The organism is Hominiventricola aquisgranensis (assembly GCF_040096225.1).
Taxonomy (GTDB): domain Bacteria; phylum Bacillota; class Clostridia; order Lachnospirales; family Lachnospiraceae; genus Hominiventricola; species Hominiventricola aquisgranensis.
The window spans coordinates 82147-103760 of record NZ_JBBMFC010000011.1 but is presented as its reverse complement, the minus strand read 5'-3'; the positions used below and the strand labels follow the sequence as shown (position 1 = coordinate 103760).

The window sequence follows — 21614 nt, the reverse complement described above, 5'->3', positions numbered from 1 at the left end:
AATTAATTATACCAAAAAATCGCTCAGACCTCACGGCCTGGGCGATTTTTCTGTCAGGGGAGTTTTTTTACAGCCCCATTTTTGTATCAAAATAAAATGGACTTATTTATTCAAATTGGGTACATATTTCAAGATGGTGATGGTTCCGTCTTTGTTCAGGGTGTAGGTCTCCACAAAAGCATCCTCCATAGAGGTGCCGGATCTGGTCATCCATTCACTCATGCCGGTTCCATCTGGAAAGTATTCCTTCAGAATGAGAGAACCGGTATCGGAATCATTGGATACATCGTTCCCTGTATATTGGAAAAATTCGTCTGTGCTGACGGTTTTTCGACTGCTTTCCAGCGGTACGGCATTTTCGCTAATGGTTTCAGGGGTAATGCTGTTCAGCCAGAGGTCTGCTTCTGATAAGATTATGGTGGATTCTCCGCCGGACTCATAGTGATCCATCGCGTCTATAAGATTGGTTGCCTTTTCAGAATCTCCCATAGTCGGATCAACCGGGAGCGTAAAGAGTGCATTTACACCGTTAAAGGATTCATTTCTGGTCAGAGTTCCGCTGGCAGAATCATACAGGTAAGCATTAGGATTGTAATTGCTGCCTTCGGACACTCCAAGGTAGATGCCCTGACCGGCAAAAGCTGCAATCGTATCCATTCCAAGTAATTGATACTGGATTCCATCTGAAAGGAAAACGGTGTTGTTGACGCCCAAAACGGATATATTATATTTGGCAGGATCCAGTCCCTTTATATAAGGTGATACATAAAACTGCACAGAATCAGACCCTATATTCAGAGGATCTGGCATGGGACTACAATCTGAATGGGAGATTGCCACTGCCACATAAGTTTTATCGCCATCGATATTTCCTGAATCATCTTTGGACAGATGGGAAGAAATTTCGTTTCCAGAGACGACTCCTAAGAGCGTAACATCATAATCTCCATAAGTCTGTGTTTCACATCCATCGATCCAGTTATTCTGTTCAAATTCCTGTGCAAGATGTGGATCAGCTGCTTTACCGGCTACATCTTTTGCTGAAAGATAGTGCCACGCAGCACAGACCATCATGGAAGATAGTGTGAGAACAGCAACAGAAGCGGCAGCAGCAGGGAAATGTTTCCAATATTTCCAAGAGGTTGTGTTTCTATCTGATTTTATTTTTGCAGCATCAATTTGAATATCATGGTCAGCAATCTCCAGATTGAGAGCCTGTCTTAAGAGCAGATCCAGTTTTTCATCTGTCATATCCTATTTCCTCCAGTTCTTTTTTTAATAACTGTCTTGCCTTGTTCAAGCGGCTTTTCACGGTTCCTTCCGGTATTTTTAAGATTTCTGCAATCTCTTGTATAGACAGATCAGCAGAATAGTATAAGTGGATCGGAATTCTGAATTTTTCAGGCAGATCAGCGACAATCTTTTGGATCATTTTCTTTTCGTCTGCCTGCAAAATACATGTTTCCGGAGATGGAGCGGATTCTTCTTTTAATTCAGAAATCTTGTCATGCTCCATGGCATCCATGCTTTCCATTGGTATAAGCCGGTTCCGGTTTGCATATTTTTTCTTTTTGTTTTTCCATAGTAAGATGGATATGGACAGCGCGTAGCTTTGTACATTTTGCTGGTTGTCCAATTGCTGTCGTTTGTCCAGCAGCTTGAGCATAGTGTCCTGGTATAACTCGTCTCCTGATTCGGTATCCTGACAGGTCAATCTGCAGAATCGAAGGATATTTTTTCCGTTTTCCAGGACAAACTGCTCGAATTCATGTTGGTCCATAACAAATTCTCCTTTGTCTGTTTCCTTTTTCGCCGGCCATAAGGTTTTGCCCTTACACTTATATATTGTAGTATGCTAGGAAAAGGTTCAAGGAATAATGAGATTAGGCAGCCAACGGACAAAAAAGGTTTGGCTGCCAAAATAGAAATTCGTTTGACATGAAGATTTATTTTTCAATCGTCGGCTCCGGCACAAATTCCCGATAATCACCGGGGTTTAATGTATCATCCAACACAATATCCCCCATAGACACCCGTTTCAATCGGATTACACAGCATCCAACAACTTTGAGCATGCGACGGATTTGACGCTTGCGTCCTTCAGAGATAGTGACAGTCCCCATGACAACAGGATGAGAAGGCAGGTTATGAGCCAGTTTCTTCTGCATATCCGGGTGAAGTGTTGGAAGAACATCTGCCAGAATGGATGTTCCGGTGACTGTGACATGAGCTCCTTTTGTGGGAAGCGAAGAGCCGGTCAGCAGAACACCTTCTGCCAGTTTCTGAAGCTTCCTGGCATCAAGCGTTCCAAGAGCAGCAAATTCATAGGTCTTTGGCACATGGAATTCCGGGTTAGTCATATACTGGTTCCATTTGCCATCATCAGTCACGATCAGAAGCCCTTCTGTCTCGCGGTCAAGACGCCCCACAGGGGAGAGCCTGTCGTTATGGAGTTTGGAAAAGTAGTCCATTACAACAGGAAACAGGTCATCCCTGTGGGCAGTGACACAGCCGAAGGGCTTGTGGAACATATAATAATGTTTGTCTGGATCAGGAAAACAGTTCATTATAGAAATTCTCCGTCAGTTCGTCAGCATAAGATTCTTGTATTTCAGGGAATGCATGCATGATGCGTTCGCGGATCAGCTCTGTGATCATAAAGTATTTCATCTCTTCCGTGGTGGATGTGTCCACATCAACAGTGAGACTGTCAACAGTCAGATTTTCTTTTGCCCAGTCTCTGATGCGGGTCTCCAGATCATTTTCCCTTGAGATATCATCCAGCATATTCATGGCATGCTTGAAGGAAAGTCCTGCAATGACAAGGAAGATGACAAACATCACTTCCATGATCAGTAGAGGGAAGGTGCCAAAGGGTAATCGAATTACACCTAATAGTGCCAGCAGAATGATCACAAATCCAATGCATCCCACCAGCAAAAAGGCCCATGCAGATGATCTGGTCTCAGATTGGCGGTTTTTTGCAGAATTGTAAGTGGACATATGAGGAGTCCTCCTTTTCGATGTAAGTATAAAGATATCATGAAGCGTGCGTTGTGTGATAGACATTTACGACGGATATCTTAAAAATTATATCACAAAAAAGCAGATAAGTGTGCTATAATCATCCGGTTGGAGGAATAAGTTTTATGAAAATTACCGTGATCGGAGTAGGAAAGATCAAAGAGAAGTATTTTACAGATGCGATAAAGGAGTATGCCAAGCGTCTGAGCAGGTATTGTAAGCTAGAGATCGTGGAAGTGGCAGATGAGAAGACACCAGATGGGGCCAGCGAGACGCTGAACGCACAGATCAAGGAAAAGGAAGGAGTGCGGATCCTTCAGAAAATTCCAGAAAGTGCTTATGTGGTAGCTCTTGCCATTGATGGGAAGATGCTGGATTCAGAAGAACTGGCAACCCAGATGGAGCGCTGGAATGTAGGCGGTATCAGTCAGATCGTATTTGTGATCGGTGGGTCTCTGGGACTGGCACCTGCAGTTCTTCAGAGAGCTGATTATAAGCTCAGTTTTTCAAAAATGACATTTCCTCATCAGTTGATGCGGGTGATTCTGCTGGAGCAGATCTACCGGAGTTTCCGTATCCGTAACAATGAGCCCTATCATAAATGATCCTGTAAAGGAAAGATATTACCAAAGGAGAATAATAGTAACATGTTCAAAGAAAATAAAGAAACCCCAATGGTCGTGTTAATTGTATTATTTATTGTATTTTCTGTACTTTCATGGTTTCGCATTCTGCCGGGAAATCTGGCAGAAAGTGGAATGTATGCCACAATGGCAACATTATCAATCATGTTCAGCTTCAGAGATCGAAAGGTTGGCAAAACTGTGATGAGCTATCTTGAAATTATTATTGCTGCAGCACTTTATGTGGTGGCAGTGAAGTCTTTGTTATTGACTTTTAATATGTAGTAGATCACACCAAGAGCATCTGCCAGGAACCAGCCAATGGGAACAGACCACCAGATGCCGACCACCCCTATGGATGGAATGGCAGACAGAGCATAGGCCAGAGCTACACGGGTTCCCAGGGATATGATAGTCAACACCACCGACATGCCTGGTTTTGCCAGTGCGCGGTAGAGTCCGTAGAGCAGGAACAGGCCACCAATGGCGAAATAGAAGGCACCTTCAATATGAAGATAGCGAACACCTTCTGCGATGACAGCTGTTTCAGATGCATCAATAAACAGACTCATCAGAGGGGCTGCAAATAAGCATACCAGAATGGACAGAAGGAGTCCGAAGGACAGGGAAGTAATGACCGCTGTTCGGATTCCTTTTTTGATGCGCTCCGGCTGTCTTGACCCATAGTTCTGGGCAATAAAGATGGAAAATGCATTTCCGAAATCCTGTACGGGAAGATAGGCAAATGCATCGATCTTCACCGCTGCGGCAAATGCTGCCATGATGGTAGTGCCAAAGCTGTTGACCAGACCCTGTACGGCCAGAATACCAAAATTCATAATGGACTGTTGCAGACAGGTAAGAGCAGAGAAGCTGGTGATCTCGCGGAAACGTTCTTTTTTCAGATGTACATCGGGTGTCTTTTTCAGCAGATCCGGGTATTTGATGAAGGTAAACAGAGCAATACCAATGCCGGATACATATTGGGCGATAACCGTCGCTTGTGCGGCTCCGGAGACACCCCATTTAAGGCCGATCACAAACCACAGGTCCAGGACAATGTTAAGTCCGGCGGAGATGGCGAGAAATACCAGTGGTACTATGGAATTTCCCAGAGACCGAAGCAGAGATGCGAAAAAATTGTAGAGAAAGATAGCGGTGAGTCCTGCAAAGATCACGATCAGATACTCATGCATCAGTCCTTTTAATTCTTCCGGAGTACGCAAAAACCAGATGATGCCATCGATTCCGATGAAGACCAGAAGGTTCAGGATCAGATTGATCATTGCCAGCAGCACAAAAGAAGCAAGGATACATTCTTTTAAGCCGGTCATATCTTTTCTTCCGTAGCGGATGGAGAAGACGGTGCCGCTTCCCATGGCAAGTCCCAGCAGGATTGATGTGAGAAATGTCATAAGTGCGAAGGCGGATCCGACGGCTGCCAGTGCATCTGCACCTAGAAAACGGCCTACGATCAGTGTGTCAGCGATATTGTAGCATTGCTGAAGCAGATCTCCCAGGATCATCGGTACTGCGAAAAGCAGCATGGTCTTCATCACAGGTCCTTTAGTCAGTTCGTGTTCCATAATTATTATCCCTTTACTATCGAAACGTAATATATAAATTAACAAATGTAATTATAGTATAGAATGAAATGAAAGAGACGTCAATCCTTTCATCTGGTTGACGGAAGAGAAATGACAGGGCTATAATGAATAGATAAAAGCAGGAGGTCTGAAGGATGTTTTTAGATGGACTGGATGATCTTGATCAGAAGATCATAAGGTGTTTAATTCAGAATGCAAGGATGCCGTATTCGGAGATCGGACAGCAGGTTGGAATCTCGAGAGTTGCGGTGAAGATGCGGGTACAGGCACTGGAAAAGAAAGGAATCATTGAGGAATACACAACGATCATTAATCCACAGAAAATCAGTGGTGCGATTTCCTGTTATTTTGAAATTGAGACCGTGCCGGATACACTGGAAGAAGTGATCTCCATATTGGAAAAAAATGACACCGTTACACAGATTTATCGTGTGACAGGGAAAAGCCGGCTTCACGTACATGCAGTCAGTCCCTCTCAGGAAGAACTGGAACAGCTTCTTCATGGAACGATGGATCATCTTCCCGGCGTGCTGGAGTGCAGCACAAATATCATTTTATCCAGAGTAAAGGACATCAAAAGTCTTCGCTTATAAGCGTGAAAGAGGAATTACCATGAATCAGGAGAAAATAGAAGAGGGACTGACACAGTTCCCTGTATGTGAATATGCATTTATCAATATAGCAGATATTACATTTCTGGATCAGGTTCGTTACATCTGTAAGACAGAATGTCCCCAGTATGGCAAATCCTGGTCCTGTCCGCCAGCGGTAGGAACGGTGGAAGAATGCAAGAAACGGTGCAGCCAGTATACGGGTGGTTTTATTTTTACGACCATTGCCGAGGTCAATGATATTGCAAATATGGAGGAGACACTGGCTACTCGTATGGAGCATGAGAAGATCACCCGTCAGGTACGGGATCTGTTTGCAGAACAGACAGAAGCGATGCAGGTGTTGTCTACGGAGTCCTGTGCCATCTGTAAAAAATGTGCCTATCCGGATGCACCCTGCCGTCACCCGGAGAAGATGTTTCCATGTATTGAAAGCTACGGAATCCTTGTGACAGATCTGGCAGAAAAATACGGCATTTCCTTTATGAATGGTGCAAATGTGGTGACCTGGTTCAGTCTCCTGTTATACCGATGACATGATTGCTGAAATGCCTGCATATAATATCTAAAAACCGCCGGACGGGAGTGCCTCATGAAATTTCGCGAACGGATGGCTGAAAAATTGAAGCTTCCTAAGGATCTGGTCATGGGAGCCGCAGTGCTGACGGTTACAGGACATAGTGAAGCTTACATAGAGAATTATAGAGGAATCATCGAATATACAGAGCAACGGATCCGGCTGCAGACCAAGACCTGCCAGATGACGTTGTGCGGAGAACAGTTACATATTGACTATTATACAGAAGATGAGATGAAAATATCGGGGCAGATAGGAGAGATCCGTTATTGCTGACATCTGTATTAAAATTTCTCAAAGGGTATGTAGTCGTTCACTTGTCTGGTTATTCACCGGAACGGTTTCTGAATCTGTGCTGTCATCATAAAATCGTGTTGTGGGGACTTAGAAGTACCGGAACAGAATATGAAATGTGTATGAGTATTGCTGCATTTCGGAAGGTGCGGCCGCTGGTCAGAAAGACACAGACCAAAGTTGTCATTCTGGAGAGGCATGGACTTCCGTTTTTACTGTGGAAGTACCGGAGGCGAAAATTGTTTGCAGCCGGTGCTTTTTTCTGTATGGTCCTTCTGTATGTAATGTCTTTGTTCATCTGGAATATCCATATAGAAGGAAATGAATCCCTGAGCACACAGGTAGTCTTAAGCTATCTGCAGGAGGAAGGCATCACCCATGGCATGCTCAAACGGCAGATTCATGGGGAAGAGCTGGAGAAGAAGCTGAGAGAACATTTTACAGAGGTTACATGGATATCGGCAGAGGTGAAAGGAACCAGGCTGATCGTACACATGAAGGAAAATGAGGATGCCAGCTTTTCACTGGTGGACGAGAAGGAACCTGCGGATCTGGTGGCTGCAAAGAGTGGACAGATCATATCCATGATCGTCCGTGCCGGAACACCGGTGGTTCATGAAGGAGACCAGGTGCAGGCAGGAGATCTGCTGGTGAAAAGTCAGGTGGAGGTCATGAACGATGAGGGAATGGTGGCGCAGACCCATCTGGTGCATGCGGATGCGGATGTTAAGATCCAGTACCGTCAGTCTTATGAGGCATCATTCCCGATGGATTATGTGAAAAAGGAGTATACAGGCAGGCGGAAGCGGGCATTGTATCTGATCCTGGGAAATCGACGGATCACCGTTGGTGTTACAAAAGTAGATTATGAATATCAGGATCTGCTGACCAGCGAGGTTCCGCTGAGAATCACGGAAAACTTCTATCTGCCGGTCACGGTTGGGATTCGTACTATAAAAGAGTATATTCCCAGGGAGGCCATCTACACAGAACAAGAAGCAAAACAGAGAGCAGAACAGGAGCTGCAGCTCTTTTTTGAAAAAATAAAGATAAAAGGACTTCAAATTATTGAAAATGGTGTTAAAATAGAAGTTAATGGGCAAGTGTGTACAGCAAGAGGAAGCCTTCTGGTGGAAGAAGAGGCAGTCCGTACACAGAAGCCTGTGATCGAAATCCAAGAGGAGAACGATCAGCATTTGGAAGAAGAAAGGGAACAGACATAAGTGACACTGGAAAATGAACTTTTTGACATTCCGTCTGAGCATGTACAGAACGTGTACGGACAGTTTGATGCGTATTTGAAAAAAATAGAGAGAACCATCGGCGTAACCGTTGTCTCCAGAGACGGCGGAGTGAAGCTGATCGGTAACGAAGCACAGGTAGAGAGTGCAAAGCAGGTGCTGTTGGAGCTTCTGGAGCTGTCCAGAAGAGGCAGTGAGATCACAGAGCAGAATGTGAATTATGCATTGTCTCTGGCTATGGAGAAGAAGGAAGGGGCACTGCTGGAGATCGACAGTGACCTGATCTGCCACACCATCAGCGGCAAAGCCATCAAGCCTAAGACCCTGGGACAGAAAGCTTATGTGGATGCAATCCGCAAAGATATGATCACCTTTGGTATCGGACCTGCAGGAACCGGTAAGACTTATCTTGCCATGGCTATGGCGATCACCGCATTTAAGGCGAATGAGGTAGAGAGGATCATTCTTACCCGTCCGGCAATTGAAGCAGGAGAGAAGCTTGGATTCCTTCCGGGAGATCTGCAGAGCAAGGTAGACCCGTATCTGCGTCCACTGTACGATGCCCTGTATCAGATCATGGGAGCAGACAGTTTTCAGAAAAATATGGAAAAGGGTCTGATCGAAGTAGCACCGCTGGCATATATGAGAGGACGTACTCTCGACAATGCATTTATTATTCTGGATGAGGCACAGAATACCACTCAGGCGCAGATGAAGATGTTTCTGACCCGTGTGGGATTCGGATCCAAAGTAGTCATCACTGGTGATGAGACCCAGAAGGATCTGGCACCGGATGTGAAATCAGGACTTGATGTGGCACAGAAGGTGCTTGGAAAAGTAGAAGGAATCAGCTTCTGTCGTCTGACCAGCAGAGACGTTGTCCGTCATCCTCTGGTACAGAAGATTGTAACCGCTTATGAAGAATATGAGAAGAAAACAGTGCGGAGAAAGGAGAACCATGACACTAGATCTGGAAGACGAGTACGGTCTTGACCTTGGTTTTGACTATGAAAAGACAGCAACCGAAGTGATCAATCAGGTACTGGAGGAGGAAGGCTGCCCTTATGAGGCACAGGTGAATCTTCTTCTGACCTCTGACCCGGAGATCCACCGGATGAATATGGAATACCGGGAAGTGGACAGGCCTACGGATGTCTTATCATTTCCACAGGTGGAATATGAGTCTCCGGCTGATTTTTCCTGGGCAGAAGAACATGAGATGGATTGCTTTGACCCGGATACGGGAGAACTGTTCCTTGGAGATATTGTGATCTCACTTGACAAAGTAAAGGAACAGGCAGAAAAATACAATCACAGTGTGCGTCGGGAGTTTGCATTTCTGGTGGCACACAGCATGCTTCATCTTCTTGGCTATGACCATATGACACCGGAGGAAGCAAAGGATATGGAATCCAGACAGTCGGCTGTTCTGGAGCACCTTGGAATTACAAGGGATTAATACGAAGATAAGAGGAAAAATATGGGTAACAGCAATAAAAAATCCAATTATATCGTGCAGGGAGGTATTCTGGCCGCTGCATCTATTCTGGTGCGTATTATCGGAATGGTCTATCGGATCCCTGTTACAAGAATCCTGGGTCCCATAGGAAACAGTTACTATTCAGCCGCATATGAAGTCTATTCTATGATGCTGCTGATCTCATCCTTCAGTCTTCCACTGGCAGTCTCCAAGCTGGTATCAGCAAGACTGGCAGCAGGACAGGCAAAGAGTGCATATAAGATTTTCAGATGTACGCTGGTGTTTGCGCTGGTATCCGGCGGTATTGCATCTCTTCTGGTATATTTCGGAGCCGGATTTTTCAGTGATGTACTGGTAAATACACCTGAGAGTAAGCTGGCCCTGCAGGTGCTGGCACCGACGATCCTTGTGGTTGCCCTGATGGGGTGCTTAAGAGGATATTTTCAGGGTCTGGGAAGTATGGTTCCTACTGCAGTCTCCCAGATCGTGGAGCAGGTGGTCAATGCAGCTGTCAGCATTGGAGCTGCATGGATGTTGTTCCACTATGGACTGAAGATCGATCATCTTCTGGGAACTGAGACAGCTGCTTACGCTTACGGTGCGGCAGGAAGTACGTTGGGAACCGGAGCAGGTGCATTTGTAGGTCTCATATTCCTGATCTTCATTCTGTTGGTCTATCAGCGGGTCATGAGCCGCAGAGTAGCTTTAGACAGGCATGGAGAGACGGAGTCCGTATGGGAGATTTACGGGCTTCTGATCGTAACGATCCTTCCGGTTATTTTAAGTACCGCTGTTTACAATATCAGCGGCATCATTGATCAAGGTATTTTCAAACACTTGATGGCCTATAAGAATTATGAGTCGATGGCTATCGATGAACTGTGGGGTATTTACAGCGGTGAGTATAAGCTGCTGACGAATGTGCCAATTGCAGTGGCATCAGCCATGGCATCTTCCACGATCCCTGCGCTGACCAGAGCCAGAGTGGCAAAGGACAGAAGAGAAATGCGTAAAAAGACAGAGAATGCCATCCGTTTTGTGATGGTGATCTGTATTCCCTGTGCAGTGGGTCTGTCTGTACTGGCATCTCCGATTCTTCAGCTTCTCTTTGGAACAAAAGATCATTTAAGTATCTCTGCATTGCTGCTGCAGACAGGAAGCATTTCCGTTGTCTTATACGGAATGTCCACACTGACCAATGGTATTTTACAGGGAATGGACAAGATGCGTCTGCCGGTGATCCATGCAGCCATCTCCCTGGCCATCCATGTGGTGCTGCTGGTAGTGCTGGTAATGACCGGTATGAACATTCATGCAGTGGTCTGGGCAAATATTTTCTTTGCATTCCTGATGTGCGTACTGAACTCCAGATCTATCGCAAAATATATGCGCTATCGGCAGGAAGTACGAAGAACCTTTTTCGTGCCTCTCCTGGCATCTGCCCTGATGGGAGCGGCCGCATTCGGAGTTTATCATGGCTTGTATGTACTGTGTAAGAGCAATGCAATCTCTGTTCTGGCAGCATGTATTGCAGCCGTGATCGTCTATGGAGTTGCTTTGCTGGTATTGAAAGGTCTGACGGAAGAGGAACTGCTTGGCTTTCCGAAAGGCCGTACACTGGTCAGAATTGTGAAAAAGCTTCATCTGATGTAGAATAAACCTCTTTTTTCCAGTTCATACTATATGGAAAAAGGAGGTTTTATGATGTCGAGAAAAATGATGTGGACGACGGTGATCACAGCAGTCGTTGTGGCTGCGTTGATCGCCATGGTATTTGTATCAGGCAGAAAGAGTGCCACACCGCCAGAGGAACAGAAAGGCACTGAACTGGTGGAGATGGTTCCGGCAAAGGGAGAGACAGGCGAATCTGTGGCCGAGAAAGTACCGACAGCGGAAGAGACAGGAGTGGATTCTTCAGATCAGTATGAATTTCTGCTGGTAGATCACAATGATTATGTGGCTGTCTACCAGCTCCCTGAACGGGAAATCTACGAATATACGGATGTGATCATGGAAGTTCTGCCAGAAGACGTGCAAAAGGAAGTCCAACATGGAAAATACATTAAAAATGAAGAAGAACTATACAATTTTCTTGAAAATTATACAAGTTAGCATTGTCAACAAGCCCGAGATGTTGTAAATTAAACCGTAGGAATGTGTATACACATTCTATATATGGGAAGAGAGACAACAATATGGACAATCAGACATTAAGAGAACGATTGAAAGATAAAAAAAGGATCGTAGTCAAAGTAGGATCTTCGTCCCTGACACATGCAGAGACAGGTTCCATTGACCTGATCAAAATGGAGAAGCTGGTACGGGAACTGACAGATCTTCACAATCGAGGCAAGGAAGTGATTCTGGTAAGCTCAGGAGCGATCGCAGTGGGACGCAAGACCATCGGTATGAAGGACCGCCCCTCACAGTTGTCAGTAAAGCAGGCATGTGCATCCATAGGACAAGCAAGACTGATGATGATGTATCAGAAATTTTTCATGGAGTACAACCAGATCGCATCACAGGTTCTGATGACCAAGAATACGCTGGTGAATGGGGAGAACAGGATCAATGCCCGGAATACCTTTGATACATTGCTCCATATGGGAGCCATTCCTATTGTAAATGAGAATGATACGATCTCTACGTACGAGATCCAGTTTGGTGACAATGATACCCTGTCTGCGGTAGTTGCAGCGCTGGTACAGGCGGATCTTTTAATTCTTCTGTCAGATATTGACGGACTGTTTACGGATGACCCGAATAAGAACCCGGATGCAAAGTTTATTGATTATGTGGATCATGTGGATCAGCATTTTGAGAAGATGGGTAAGGGTTCTGTCAGTGATGTGGGAACCGGAGGAATGTCAACCAAACTGAAGGCGGCGAAGCTGGCCACCTCTGCCGGAGCGGATATGGTCATCGCCAACGGAGCAGATATGGGTGTGATCCATCGGATCATGGATGGAGAACCGGTTGGAACGCTGTTCAAAGAGAATCGTACGGAAGATTTTTATCTGATCGACTATCTGGATGAGCCATCCGTATAGGGACAAATAAAGGAGAGACAATCAGGATGATGGATGATAAGAAGATAGCCAGAATCAATGAACTGGCACACAAATCTAAGGCAGAAGGCCTGACAGCAGAAGAAAAGAAGGAGCAGCAGCTTCTCAGACAGGAATTTCTCGCAGCTATCCGTGAGAATGTGAGAAGTCAGCTTGACAATATTGATATTCTGGAACATGACGGCAAGATCGTAAATCTGGGTGAAAAATATGACAAAAATGGGAAAAAAGGAAATTAGGGCAGAAGTCAAAAAGCGCAGAGCAGAGGCAGAACTCGGGACACTCCATGAGAATAGCAAAAAGATCGTGGAGACCTTTGTAAGTCTGCCACAGTATCAGAACACAGACCTGTTGCTGGCCTATGTGGATGCCAAGCGGGAGGTTGAGACCCGTCTTCTGATGGAGCGTGCATGGAAGGATCATAAAAAAGTGGCTGCTCCCCGTGTGGATGGAGACGGTATCATGGATTATTATTATATCAATAGTCTGGATGATCTGGATCCAGGAAGCTTTGGCATCATGGAGCCGAAGATGGACTGCCCCATCTGTGAGGATGAGAATGGACTGATGTTGATGCCAGGTGTGGCATTTGATGAACACTGTCACCGGGTAGGGTATGGCGGTGGCTACTATGACAGATATCTGGAAAAGCATCCGGACATCGTACATATTGCACTGGCATTCGAGTTTCAGGTATTTCCGGAGGTGCCATTTGAGGCACATGATATTTTGCCGCAGATGCTGGTGACTGAAAAGCGGATCATCCGGCCGGAAGAGACCAGTGAAAGAACTCTGGAAGAGATTGGAAGGCGGGCGAAAGCTGCAGAGCCGGTTCTTCGGATCATGGGAACGACGAAGAAGAATGAAGTGCTGCTTCATGTAGCAGATGCGCTTATCAAGGAACAGAATTACATTCTTGGAAAAAATGCAAAAGATGTGGAAATTGCTAAAGAGAATGGCATGGAGCCGGGCATGGTGGACCGTCTGATGCTGACCAAAGACCGGATCGCCGGCATGGCAGAAGGTATTCGTCAGGTGGCTGCATTGCCGGATCCGGTGGGAGAGGTAACTTCCATGAAACAGCGGCCCAATGGTCTGATGATCGGATGGAAGAAAGTGCCGCTTGGCGTGATCGGTATGATCTATGAGTCCCGGCCAAATGTGACTGCAGATGCATTTTCTCTGTGCTTTAAGGCTGGAAATGTGGTAATCTTAAGGGGAGGCAGTGATGCGTTCCTGTCCAACTGTGCAATCACGAAGGTCATCCGGACAGCACTGGCAGAGAAGGATATTCCGGAAGATGCAGTGCAGCTGATCGAAGATACCAGCCGCGAAACAGTCAAGGCATTTATGCAGCTGAACCAGTATGTGGATGTACTGATTCCCAGAGGCGGAGCCGGATTGATCCGCAGTGTGGTAGAGAACAGCCGGATACCGGTGATCGAGACTGGCACAGGCAACTGCCATATTTTTGTGGATGAGAGTGCCGATTTTGATATGGCAATTGACATTATTTTCAATGCAAAGACACAGCGGATCGGTGTGTGCAACGCATGTGAATCTCTTGTGATCCATGAAAAAATCGTGGATGCATTCCTGCCACGCCTGAAAGCGCGCCTGGATGAGAAACACGTGGAGATGCGTGGTGATGAGAAAGCATGTGCAGCTGCGGAAGGACTTGTGAAAGCAACAGAAGAGGACTGGGGCAGAGAGTATCTGGATTATATCCTGTCTGTGAAGACAGTGAAAAATATTGATGAGGCAATCGCACATATCAATCGCTACAATACTGGACATTCGGAGGCTATCGTGACAAAAGACTATGCCAATGCGCAGAAGTTTTTAAATGAGATCGATGCGGCAGCCGTCTATGTAAATGCGTCCACCCGTTTTACGGACGGATACGAATTCGGGTTTGGGGCAGAGATAGGAATCAGTACCCAGAAGCTTCATGCAAGAGGCCCTATGGGACTTGATGCCCTGACTTCTGGAAAATATATTATTTATGGAAATGGACAGATAAGATGAGAGTAATTGCAGGAACGGCACGGAGTATGCCGCTGAAAACTGTGAAAGGGATGGATGTACGTCCTACCACAGATAAGACAAAAGAGACCTTGTTTAATGTATTGCAGACAGATGTACCGGACAGCCGGTTTCTGGATCTGTTCAGCGGAAGCGGAGCCATCGGTATTGAGGCACTGAGCCGTGGAGCATCCCATGCAGTGCTGGTGGAGCAGGACAGCAAGGCTGCTGACTGTATTCTGGAAAATCTTCAGTTTACAAAGCTGATCGACCGGGCAGAGCTTCAGAAATGTGATGTGCTGACAGCCCTTCACCGGATGGAAGGACAGAAACCATTTGATGTGATCTTTATGGATCCGCCTTATGATCAGGGACTGGAACGGCAGGTCGTGGAGTATCTGACCAGAAGTTCTCTGGCAGATGAATATACAGTCATTGTTATTGAGGCTTCTCTGGAGACGGATTTCTCCTGGCTGGAGGCAGCTGGCTTCCATGCTTATAAATACAAAAAATACAAAACAAATCAGCATGTATTCATTCAGAGAAATGATGCATAGCGTGAGAGGATAAGGATTAACAAATGACTCGAGCAATTTATCCGGGAAGCTTTGACCCGGTAACACTGGGACATCTGGACATTATCAGACGTGCGTCTAAAACCGTAAGTGAGCTGATCGTAGGTGTTCTCAATAATGGAGGAAAGACTCCGCTTTTTACTATTGAAGAACGAGTGGAGATGCTAAAGGAAGTGACGAAGGATCTGCCAAATGTGAAAGTAATGTCTTTCTCTGGACTTCTGGTAGATTTTGCAAAACACACGGATTCCAATCTGGTAGTCCGCGGACTTCGTGCGATCTCTGATTTTGACTATGAGCTGCAGATGGCTCAGACCAACCGGAAGATGAATGCAGATGTGGATACCATGTTTCTGGCAACCAGTCTGGAGTATGCATATTTAAGCTCCACAACAGTAAAAGAGGTTGCTTTCTGTGATGGAAATATCAGTGAGTTTGTACCGGAACCTGTAGTGGAGAAGGTTCAGGAAAAAGTACGTCTGGCGCGACAGAAGGCAGGAAAGGAGTAGCTGGGGATGAGTAACAGCAGAATTGAACAGATCATTGAAGAAATTGAGGACTATATTGACAGTTGTAAAGGTCCTCTGTTCGGTGGAGGAGACAAGATCGTTGTTGACAGAGAGCGTATGGAGGAACTGTTAAGAGAGCTTCGCATGAAGACTCCGGAGGAGATCAAACGCTATCAGAAGATTCTGGCAAATAAGGATGCAATCCTGGCAGATGCACAGCAGAAAGCAGAGGCTATTATTGCACAGGCAAATATTCAGAATCAGGAGCTGGTCAATGAGCATGAGATCATGCAGCAGGCATATGAGCAGGCTAATCAGGTGATCGAGATGGCTACCAGTCAGGCCCAGGAGATCTTGAACAATGCTACCAGAGATGCCAATGAGATTCGTCTGGGAGCCATCCAGTATACAGATGATATGCTGGCAAATATGCAGACCATGCTGCAGGATGTGGTAGAGAAGTCCAACAGCCACTATTCTGCAATGATGGATAATTTCCAGCAGTTCTATAATACCATTACCAGCAACCGGGCAGAACTGGCCCCGGAGACAGAAGAACCAGCACCGCAGGAAACATCAGAAGCGGAAGAAGAAGCCGGCCAGTAATCCATGGTTTCAAGTCAAGATCCGTGTCTGACAGGACACTTATGATCTGAGCACAGGTACATAAGCCGCCGAAGGAAGCTCCGGCACAGACAAGGGCTGTGCGTATGGGAGTGGAAGTAAGAGGCAGGGCACTGAGGGCATGCGTACCGGAGCTGATCTCCAGAAGAGCAGCAATAGCTGCGGTCAGGGGAACAGGAAGATGAAAAAGTGTCAGCATCTGAGCAATAATTGAGAACAGAATGATGTATCCACCCAGGCGGGTGATCGTCGTAAAACTATCCATGATACAGGTATCCAGCATCGGAAAATCAATCCGGTGAATGGATACCTGTTTTTGTGTTACAAGAGAAGCACCGGTATGTACAGACCGGACAGCACCGGAAATATTGTGGCTGGAAACCGGTGCTTTGTAGAAAAAGCGGCCATAAATATATCCATACAAAAGCGGAACACCATAAAACACGCAGAACAGTATTGGCGGCACCTTTGTGAATCCAAGCTTGGCAATACAGATATAATTGACAAAAAAGGCAGGGCTTACATTATTGCAGAATACCATCAGATAGGAGCCTTCCTCTCTGGAAATGTGCTGATGTGCCACCAGTTCGGCAATCACTTTGGCACCCATGGGAAAGCCGCACAGATATCCCATAAGAATTGCATAGGAGCCATCTGAGGAGACCGGAAAGATTCGTGTCAGAACCGGTGCGAAGATCCGGTTCAGAAAACGAAATGCACCGGTTCTGATCAGAAGCCCGGATAAGATAAAAAAAGGAAGCAAAGAAGGCAGGACAGAAGTGTACCAGAGGGTCAGACCCAGCGTACAGCCCTGTGCCGGAATGGTAAGTATGTTTTGCAAGATACCTCCATATGATGTAGTAATTCATTATAATGTATGGGGCAGGCCGTGAAATATGAGTCTTTTTGCAGGCAGAAGCTTGCATTATGGATAGGGATGATGTTATTGCTCAACTGTCTGATCCAGGAAGAACTGTACTGGATCGAAGACCGGCTGAAGGCGCAGATGCCGTCTTCCTCGGATTCCGATGAGGAATATGAGGCCTATCAGCAGGCATTGGAGCAGGTGTGGGAAGAACTGGAATATTTTCCTGTACCGGATTCTACTTTGAAAGATACAGAGGCAGTTTCTTTTGAAAATACCTGGCAGGCAGAGCGGACATATGGGGGAAAACGAAAACATGAAGGCTGTGATCTGATACCGGAAAAAGAAGAGAGCGGATATTATCCGGTGATCAGTATGACGGATGGAGTAGTAGAGCGGGCAGGCTGGCTGGAAAAAGGAGGCTGGCGGATCGGAATCCGTTCGGACAATGGCAATTATTATTACTATGCACATCTGGAATCTTATGTGGGTGACTGGAAAGAAGGAGACCAGGTGCAGGCAGGAGACTTGCTTGGGTATATGGGAGACAGTGGTTATGGACCGGAAGGCACGACCGGGCAGTTTCCAGTTCATCTTCATGTGGGCATCTATATGCCCCTTGGTGTAGAAGATGAACTGGCGATAAATCCCTATTGGATGTTAAAGTATCTGGAAGAAAAGAAGGTTAAGTGGGATTATTGACAGTAATTGTTTGATTGAGACGAATGTCACCTTGTTCGATTGAGACTTTTGTTTATAATAGAATTATCAAAAGAAGGTAATTCAGGGATAAACGGAGTGGAGATAGATGAAGTGGTATAGATTAAATGGAAGAGTGTTGACATTGATGTTGGCTCTTGCTTTTTTCAATTTTATTTTTCTGGGAATTGAATATCAGTTTGACAATATGATGGCATTGGTTACTGGACCGGAACAGGTGGTGACAGCTCAGGGATATATATTGGGAGCCAGTGTGCTGGGATTTCTGCTTTATCCGGCGGCTGCTTCCTGCATAAAAGAAAAATTCTGGCAGATCGTCGTATTCGCAGGAGCACTGGCAGGGGTAATCTGTGTTTTTGTGATCTGGCAGCATACCTCTTATGGTACGATTCTGGCGGCGGGCTGCATCTGCTTTATTCTGATTGGCATGGCAGGAAGCGCAGTACATTATTATCTGTCCAGGGCGGCAGCTCCTGAACATCTGGCAAAGACCATCGGTATATCATATGCAGTTGGCATCTTTCTCCAGTTTCTTAATAATAATCTTATAAAAAATGATATGGCAGAGTCTGTTGTTCTGGCCGTGTCTGCAGCAGTGTTTTCCGTATTGCTGTTAAACGCAGAGAATGGAATAGTACAAGCAGAAAGTGACTCGGAAAGTGCATCAGAAAGCATATTGGAAAACTCCGAGCATGCGGGTCTCTGGCTGATTCTTCTGGTAATACTGATCACCTGTATCTTTTCTACATTGGATGCAGCAGTGACGCTGAGACATGCAGCGGGAAGTGCGGATGTAGGGCAGTGGCCGAGGCTGTTGCTTGCAGGAAGTGGTCTTCTGGCAGGTGTGTTCTATGACAGTCTGGAACATCGATATGAGAATATACTGATGTATTGCATGACAGTTTTGTCTGCTTTCTGCATCGTGGTACTGGAAAATGGCGGACCATTTTTTGCGGGGCTGGTTGCGTTTTATCTGTCAGCGGGATTTTTTGTAGTATTTTTTACTGTAAGTTTTATGCGTCTTTCAATCCGGATGAAGTGTCCGAGGTTCTGGTCGGGTCTTGGAAGAGCTGTGAACAATATCTGTGCTTTTGTCACAGGATCACTGTCCATCCGACTTATTCAGTCAGAAAATCAGATGCTGCGGGATGGTCTGCTGCTGGTATTATTTGTTTTGATCAGTATTGTATTTTTTATCTACAGTAATGCCTTGTACAGGAGAAAAAAGACAGAGCCACAGAGCAGGGAGATAAAGCTTGGAGAAAAAGAAAGTCTGGAAATGTTTGCCGCTTCCTTTTCTCTTACAGAGCGGGAGAAAGAAGTGTTGGAGGTGATTCTGGTATCCGATGAGAATGTTCAGGATATTGCGGAGACACTGATGATTTCCAGAGCGGCACTGTACCGGCATATTGCCAGCCTCAATGAAAAGACCGGGACAAAGTCCAGAATCGGACTGGTTCAGTTTTACTATCGATATCACAGGAGGAATGAAGGATGAAAAAGAGACGTCATTACAGAATACTTTTCATTCTGATGGTAGCAGGCCTGCTTTGCAGCTGCGGAACTGTCGGGGAAAAGGAAGAACCGCAGACAGCAGGTACGCAGACGGAAAAAGCAGAAAAAGAGGATGCCCGGATGGCACCCTATCAGAGCATGGAACTGGCTGCTATGGCCCGTGCTTATTATTTGAAGGAAAATAATTATCTGGTACCGGAGGTGGAATGCCTGAAGAATGATGACGGTACGACAACCCTTCATCTTTATGAGATTGTGAAGGACGATGATGAGAGTAGTCACACCGCCACTTCTGCCTGGTATACGGTGAATGAATATGGAAAGGGAGAGGACGACATCCTGGGAAATGCGGTGAAGTTTCCAGACATGTCCCTGGGGGAAATTGCAGAATATGTGAAAACTCCTATAGCACTTACCTACAATGAGGAAGGGGAAGCCCATAATGAGTGGAAGATTACTGATGCAGCGACGATTAATGCCTGTATACAGGCTATAAGTCAGATTAACGTCGGGGAGGAGACAGAGCTTCGCACCATGGATGCCGGGGAGACACTTGTCTTCCAGATGGCGGATGGAAATACATGGACGTTGGATTTTGAGGCCGGAAATCTGTTGAGAAATAACACTTGTTATGAGACGGACGGATGGAAAAAAGTCCAGAATATCATACGGGATTATCTTACGGAGGAGGGATTGCAATGAGACTACGAGACGGGAAGAAGGCAGGGACATTACTGCTTGCGGCACTTTTGCTGACCGGCTGTGGAGGAGCAGAGAATACATCGGATGCTGTAATGAGTGTCAGCGAAGATACTGCGGCAGGAACATGGGAGCTTGTGAGCATGACCTATAATGGAATGACGGTCGGAAAAGAGGATCTGGAAGAGATGGGCACATCTATGACGTTGAATCTTCTGGAGGATGGTACCGGAACTATGGATTATGACGGCACAGTCTATGATCTGACCTGGGATGACAGTGCCATTACTACGGATGGCGTGGCGGATGCTTACACGTTAGAAGATGGCGTATTGGTTCTGGCAAATGAAGAGACGGAGATGGTCTTTGAAAGACCAGGAAGCATGGCAGCAGTGACTGCGCCGGATGAAGAAGAGGATGAGCAAACAGCAGACTCGCGTACAGAGACGGGTTCCCACACAGAGACATCAATAGAAGACAACTGGACAGTCGTTCCGCTGGCGTCTGCTCAGGAGTTGGTGCCTTATAGCTGTACGGAGTTCAGTATGAATATTCCACAGGGATGGACAGTGAGATCTTCTGCCATGTACACCGGTATGTTTCATGCGATTCATGTTTTTGATCCGGAGAAGCCGGTGAATCAGATTTTCTTTATGCTGAAAATGGAGCCAATGTTTCCGGATGAGAATTCCCGGGCGATGATGGCACTTTCCAGTGATTTATTTGGAAAATATCCCATTCTTACGAATGTATCGACACAGGGAGTCTTTGAAATATTCCCACAGTTTGCAGAGGCAATGAATGCAACTGCTGATTATGCGGATATTCAGACACCGTACATTGCAGATTTTTCTGTAACAGAGAGTTTTGAATGCACCCAGGGAATGAGCAGCGTTGCTATTTCTCCATCCATCCTTCGGGCAGATTTTACTCAGGATGGAACGGCTGGAGAAGGAATGTTCACAGCGGATGTGGTTCCCTTTGCCATGGGTACGGGGATGGGATATTATTCCGTCTATAATCTGACGGTCCTCAGTGCAGAAAAGGGAACCTTTCAGGATTGGCAGCCTACTTTGAATAAGGTTTTAAGCAGTCTTAATTATACGCCGGAATTTCAGAGTTTTGCCATGTCCCAGAGTAATCAGGGGGCAGCTACATCCCAGTCCCTCAGCCAGTCGGCCAGTGAGATGTCCGACAGCATTATGTCTTCCTGGGAGAACCGGAACCGGAGTCAGGATATCATGAGCCAGAAACAGAGTGATGCGACCTTGGGCTATGAGCGTATTGTGGACACTGAGACAGGAAATATCTACAAAATTGACAACGGCTTCACCGACTGGTACGATGGATCCCGTTATAAATCCATCACCGATGATCAATATACGGATTCGGTGGAAGCCGTGATTCACTGGAAATAGACTTGTATCAATAAAAAATTGATTAAGGCTTGATTAAGTGAGAGATTTTTAAGCAAAATCTCTCACTTTTTGTTATAATGGGGCAGGAAGCACTGTCTGATGTTTTCTATTAACACAGAATATAACCTGGATGTAAGAG

Annotated in this window: 26 protein-coding genes and 1 pseudogene; 21 read left to right on the top strand and 6 right to left on the bottom strand. The window is 45.9% G+C overall.

Annotation, left to right across the window (positions count from 1 at the left end; genetic code table 11):
* Positions 1-102 precede the first annotated feature (102 nt).
* The 4 genes from WMO62_RS07960 to WMO62_RS07945 form a co-directional block, all read right to left on the bottom strand.
* Positions 103-1251 (bottom strand): hypothetical protein, encoded by a 1149-nt coding sequence (locus WMO62_RS07960; RefSeq protein ID WP_349144337.1) that lies wholly within the window; start codon positions 1249-1251, stop codon positions 103-105.
* Entirely contained in the window at positions 1241-1780 is a 540-nt protein-coding gene (locus WMO62_RS07955) for an RNA polymerase sigma factor (RefSeq protein ID WP_349144336.1), read from the bottom strand. Before WMO62_RS07955 ends, WMO62_RS07960 begins: the two co-directional genes overlap by 11 nt.
* A gap of 166 nt (positions 1781-1946) precedes the next feature.
* Positions 1947-2567, bottom strand: a complete 621-nt coding sequence (locus WMO62_RS07950) for a pseudouridine synthase (protein ID WP_349144335.1) — start codon at positions 2565-2567, stop codon at positions 1947-1949.
* Positions 2551-3003 carry a hypothetical protein gene (locus WMO62_RS07945; protein ID WP_349144334.1) on the bottom strand — a complete coding sequence of 151 codons (453 nt, stop codon included), beginning with the start codon at positions 3001-3003 and terminating at the stop codon, positions 2551-2553. The genes WMO62_RS07950 and WMO62_RS07945 overlap by 17 nt, the downstream gene beginning before the upstream one ends.
* A 146-nt stretch (positions 3004-3149) precedes the next feature.
* Here WMO62_RS07945 and rlmH point away from each other — a divergent pair, with 146 nt between their 5' ends.
* Together rlmH and WMO62_RS07935 are read left to right on the top strand one after the other, a co-directional pair.
* Positions 3150-3629, top strand: a complete 480-nt coding sequence (rlmH, locus tag WMO62_RS07940; protein WP_349144333.1) for a 23S rRNA (pseudouridine(1915)-N(3))-methyltransferase RlmH — start codon at positions 3150-3152, stop codon at positions 3627-3629.
* 42 nt (positions 3630-3671) lie between these two features.
* On the top strand, positions 3672-3932 hold the full coding sequence (locus WMO62_RS07935; RefSeq protein ID WP_118438336.1) for a hypothetical protein: 261 nt from the start codon (positions 3672-3674) through the stop codon (positions 3930-3932).
* On the opposite strand, the gene WMO62_RS07930 is transcribed toward WMO62_RS07935, so the two are convergent.
* On the bottom strand, positions 3887-5233 hold the full coding sequence (locus WMO62_RS07930) for an MATE family efflux transporter (protein ID WP_349144332.1): 1347 nt from the start codon (positions 5231-5233) through the stop codon (positions 3887-3889). The two genes, WMO62_RS07935 and WMO62_RS07930, sit on opposite strands and share 46 nt — an antisense overlap.
* 155 nt (positions 5234-5388) lie before the next feature.
* On the opposite strand from WMO62_RS07930, the gene WMO62_RS07925 reads away from it, so the two are divergent.
* The 15 genes and pseudogenes from WMO62_RS07925 (at position 5389) to WMO62_RS07855 (ending at position 16240) form a co-directional block, all read left to right on the top strand.
* Positions 5389-5847, top strand: coding sequence for an Lrp/AsnC family transcriptional regulator (locus WMO62_RS07925; protein WP_349144331.1), 459 nt, complete (start codon positions 5389-5391; stop codon positions 5845-5847).
* Between the two features lie 19 nt (positions 5848-5866).
* A complete protein-coding gene (locus WMO62_RS07920) occupies positions 5867-6400 on the top strand; it encodes a DUF2284 domain-containing protein (protein ID WP_147600704.1) in 534 nt (177 codons plus the stop codon).
* A 57-nt stretch (positions 6401-6457) separates the two neighbouring features.
* Positions 6458-6718: a YabP/YqfC family sporulation protein gene (locus tag WMO62_RS07915; protein ID WP_117496154.1), complete on the top strand. Its 261-nt coding sequence runs from the start codon at positions 6458-6460 to the stop codon at positions 6716-6718.
* Entirely contained in the window at positions 6712-7959 is a 1248-nt protein-coding gene (yqfD, locus tag WMO62_RS07910; RefSeq protein ID WP_349144330.1) for a sporulation protein YqfD, read from the top strand. The genes WMO62_RS07915 and yqfD overlap by 7 nt, the downstream gene beginning before the upstream one ends.
* Positions 7960-8970 (top strand): PhoH family protein, encoded by a 1011-nt coding sequence (locus WMO62_RS07905; protein WP_147600702.1) that lies wholly within the window; start codon positions 7960-7962, stop codon positions 8968-8970.
* Positions 8936-9436 (top strand): rRNA maturation RNase YbeY, encoded by a 501-nt coding sequence (gene ybeY, locus WMO62_RS07900; protein WP_349144329.1) that lies wholly within the window; start codon positions 8936-8938, stop codon positions 9434-9436. Before WMO62_RS07905 ends, ybeY begins: the two co-directional genes overlap by 35 nt.
* 21 nt (positions 9437-9457) lie before the next feature.
* On the top strand, positions 9458-11110 hold the full coding sequence (locus tag WMO62_RS07895; protein ID WP_349144328.1) for a putative polysaccharide biosynthesis protein: 1653 nt from the start codon (positions 9458-9460) through the stop codon (positions 11108-11110).
* 48 nt (positions 11111-11158) lie between these two features.
* Entirely contained in the window at positions 11159-11569 is a 411-nt protein-coding gene (locus tag WMO62_RS07890) for a hypothetical protein (protein ID WP_349144327.1), read from the top strand.
* A gap of 83 nt (positions 11570-11652) precedes the next feature.
* Entirely contained in the window at positions 11653-12507 is an 855-nt protein-coding gene (gene proB, locus WMO62_RS07885; protein ID WP_349144326.1) for a glutamate 5-kinase, read from the top strand.
* Positions 12508-12536: 29 nt separating this feature from the next.
* On the top strand, positions 12537-12764 hold the full coding sequence (locus WMO62_RS07880) for a DUF896 domain-containing protein (protein WP_117496398.1): 228 nt from the start codon (positions 12537-12539) through the stop codon (positions 12762-12764).
* A pseudogene (locus WMO62_RS07875) lies at positions 12736-13218 on the top strand (5-formyltetrahydrofolate cyclo-ligase); the annotation flags it as partial. The gene WMO62_RS07880 and the pseudogene WMO62_RS07875, both read left to right, overlap by 29 nt.
* Before the next feature lie 45 nt (positions 13219-13263).
* The gene (locus WMO62_RS07870; protein ID WP_349144339.1) at positions 13264-14553 is read left to right on the top strand and encodes a glutamate-5-semialdehyde dehydrogenase; all 1290 of its coding nucleotides are present in this window, start codon (positions 13264-13266) and stop codon (positions 14551-14553) included.
* On the top strand, positions 14550-15107 hold the full coding sequence (gene rsmD / locus WMO62_RS07865; protein ID WP_117496147.1) for a 16S rRNA (guanine(966)-N(2))-methyltransferase RsmD: 558 nt from the start codon (positions 14550-14552) through the stop codon (positions 15105-15107). Before WMO62_RS07870 ends, rsmD begins: the two co-directional genes overlap by 4 nt.
* Before the next feature lie 23 nt (positions 15108-15130).
* A complete protein-coding gene (gene coaD, locus WMO62_RS07860; protein ID WP_117496146.1) occupies positions 15131-15634 on the top strand; it encodes a pantetheine-phosphate adenylyltransferase in 504 nt (167 codons plus the stop codon).
* Positions 15635-15640: 6 nt separating this feature from the next.
* Positions 15641-16240, top strand: coding sequence for an ATP synthase subunit B family protein (locus tag WMO62_RS07855; protein ID WP_147600698.1), 600 nt, complete (start codon positions 15641-15643; stop codon positions 16238-16240).
* Here WMO62_RS07855 and WMO62_RS07850 read toward each other — a convergent pair.
* A complete protein-coding gene (locus WMO62_RS07850) occupies positions 16152-17099 on the bottom strand; it encodes a nucleoside recognition domain-containing protein (RefSeq protein ID WP_349144325.1) in 948 nt (315 codons plus the stop codon). The two genes, WMO62_RS07855 and WMO62_RS07850, sit on opposite strands and share 89 nt — an antisense overlap.
* Positions 17100-17147: 48 nt before the next feature.
* Between WMO62_RS07850 and WMO62_RS07845 the strand changes: the two genes are divergently transcribed.
* The 4 genes from WMO62_RS07845 to WMO62_RS07830 all read left to right on the top strand — a co-directional run bounded on the left by WMO62_RS07845 (position 17148) and on the right by WMO62_RS07830 (position 21475).
* Positions 17148-17825, top strand: a complete 678-nt coding sequence (locus tag WMO62_RS07845) for a M23 family metallopeptidase (protein WP_349144324.1) — start codon at positions 17148-17150, stop codon at positions 17823-17825.
* A 106-nt stretch (positions 17826-17931) separates the two neighbouring features.
* Entirely contained in the window at positions 17932-19341 is a 1410-nt protein-coding gene (locus WMO62_RS07840; RefSeq protein ID WP_349144323.1) for a LuxR C-terminal-related transcriptional regulator, read from the top strand.
* Positions 19338-20060, top strand: a complete 723-nt coding sequence (locus WMO62_RS07835) for a hypothetical protein (protein WP_349144322.1) — start codon at positions 19338-19340, stop codon at positions 20058-20060. Before WMO62_RS07840 ends, WMO62_RS07835 begins: the two co-directional genes overlap by 4 nt.
* Entirely contained in the window at positions 20057-21475 is a 1419-nt protein-coding gene (locus tag WMO62_RS07830) for a hypothetical protein (RefSeq protein ID WP_349144321.1), read from the top strand. The genes WMO62_RS07835 and WMO62_RS07830 overlap by 4 nt, the downstream gene beginning before the upstream one ends.
* The last annotated feature ends 139 nt before the right edge of the window (positions 21476-21614 follow it).

What these genes read in the sequence shown, in the direction of transcription:
- WMO62_RS07930 (WP_349144332.1), bottom strand. Translation starts at nt 5,233, where the DNA reads ATGGAACACGAACTGACTAAAGGACCTGTGATGAAGACCATGCTGCTT.
- WMO62_RS07915 (WP_117496154.1), top strand. Translation starts at nt 6,458, where the DNA reads ATGAAATTTCGCGAACGGATGGCTGAAAAATTGAAGCTTCCTAAGGAT.
- WMO62_RS07895 (WP_349144328.1), top strand. Translation starts at nt 9,458, where the DNA reads ATGGGTAACAGCAATAAAAAATCCAATTATATCGTGCAGGGAGGTATT.
- coaD (WP_117496146.1), top strand. Translation starts at nt 15,131, where the DNA reads ATGACTCGAGCAATTTATCCGGGAAGCTTTGACCCGGTAACACTGGGA.
- WMO62_RS07830 (WP_349144321.1), top strand. Translation starts at nt 20,057, where the DNA reads ATGAGACTACGAGACGGGAAGAAGGCAGGGACATTACTGCTTGCGGCA.
- WMO62_RS07880 (WP_117496398.1), top strand. Translation starts at nt 12,537, where the DNA reads ATGGATGATAAGAAGATAGCCAGAATCAATGAACTGGCACACAAATCT.
- ybeY (WP_349144329.1), top strand. Translation starts at nt 8,936, where the DNA reads ATGACACTAGATCTGGAAGACGAGTACGGTCTTGACCTTGGTTTTGAC.
- WMO62_RS07870 (WP_349144339.1), top strand. Translation starts at nt 13,264, where the DNA reads ATGCTGGTGACTGAAAAGCGGATCATCCGGCCGGAAGAGACCAGTGAA.
- proB (WP_349144326.1), top strand. Translation starts at nt 11,653, where the DNA reads ATGGACAATCAGACATTAAGAGAACGATTGAAAGATAAAAAAAGGATC.
- WMO62_RS07855 (WP_147600698.1), top strand. Translation starts at nt 15,641, where the DNA reads ATGAGTAACAGCAGAATTGAACAGATCATTGAAGAAATTGAGGACTAT.
- WMO62_RS07960 (WP_349144337.1), bottom strand. Translation starts at nt 1,251, where the DNA reads ATGACAGATGAAAAACTGGATCTGCTCTTAAGACAGGCTCTCAATCTG.
- WMO62_RS07890 (WP_349144327.1), top strand. Translation starts at nt 11,159, where the DNA reads ATGATGTCGAGAAAAATGATGTGGACGACGGTGATCACAGCAGTCGTT.
- rlmH (WP_349144333.1), top strand. Translation starts at nt 3,150, where the DNA reads ATGAAAATTACCGTGATCGGAGTAGGAAAGATCAAAGAGAAGTATTTT.
- rsmD (WP_117496147.1), top strand. Translation starts at nt 14,550, where the DNA reads ATGAGAGTAATTGCAGGAACGGCACGGAGTATGCCGCTGAAAACTGTG.
- WMO62_RS07935 (WP_118438336.1), top strand. Translation starts at nt 3,672, where the DNA reads ATGTTCAAAGAAAATAAAGAAACCCCAATGGTCGTGTTAATTGTATTA.
- WMO62_RS07945 (WP_349144334.1), bottom strand. Translation starts at nt 3,003, where the DNA reads ATGTCCACTTACAATTCTGCAAAAAACCGCCAATCTGAGACCAGATCA.
- WMO62_RS07920 (WP_147600704.1), top strand. Translation starts at nt 5,867, where the DNA reads ATGAATCAGGAGAAAATAGAAGAGGGACTGACACAGTTCCCTGTATGT.
- WMO62_RS07950 (WP_349144335.1), bottom strand. Translation starts at nt 2,567, where the DNA reads ATGAACTGTTTTCCTGATCCAGACAAACATTATTATATGTTCCACAAG.
- WMO62_RS07840 (WP_349144323.1), top strand. Translation starts at nt 17,932, where the DNA reads ATGAAGTGGTATAGATTAAATGGAAGAGTGTTGACATTGATGTTGGCT.
- WMO62_RS07925 (WP_349144331.1), top strand. Translation starts at nt 5,389, where the DNA reads ATGTTTTTAGATGGACTGGATGATCTTGATCAGAAGATCATAAGGTGT.
- WMO62_RS07955 (WP_349144336.1), bottom strand. Translation starts at nt 1,780, where the DNA reads ATGGACCAACATGAATTCGAGCAGTTTGTCCTGGAAAACGGAAAAAAT.
- WMO62_RS07835 (WP_349144322.1), top strand. Translation starts at nt 19,338, where the DNA reads ATGAAAAAGAGACGTCATTACAGAATACTTTTCATTCTGATGGTAGCA.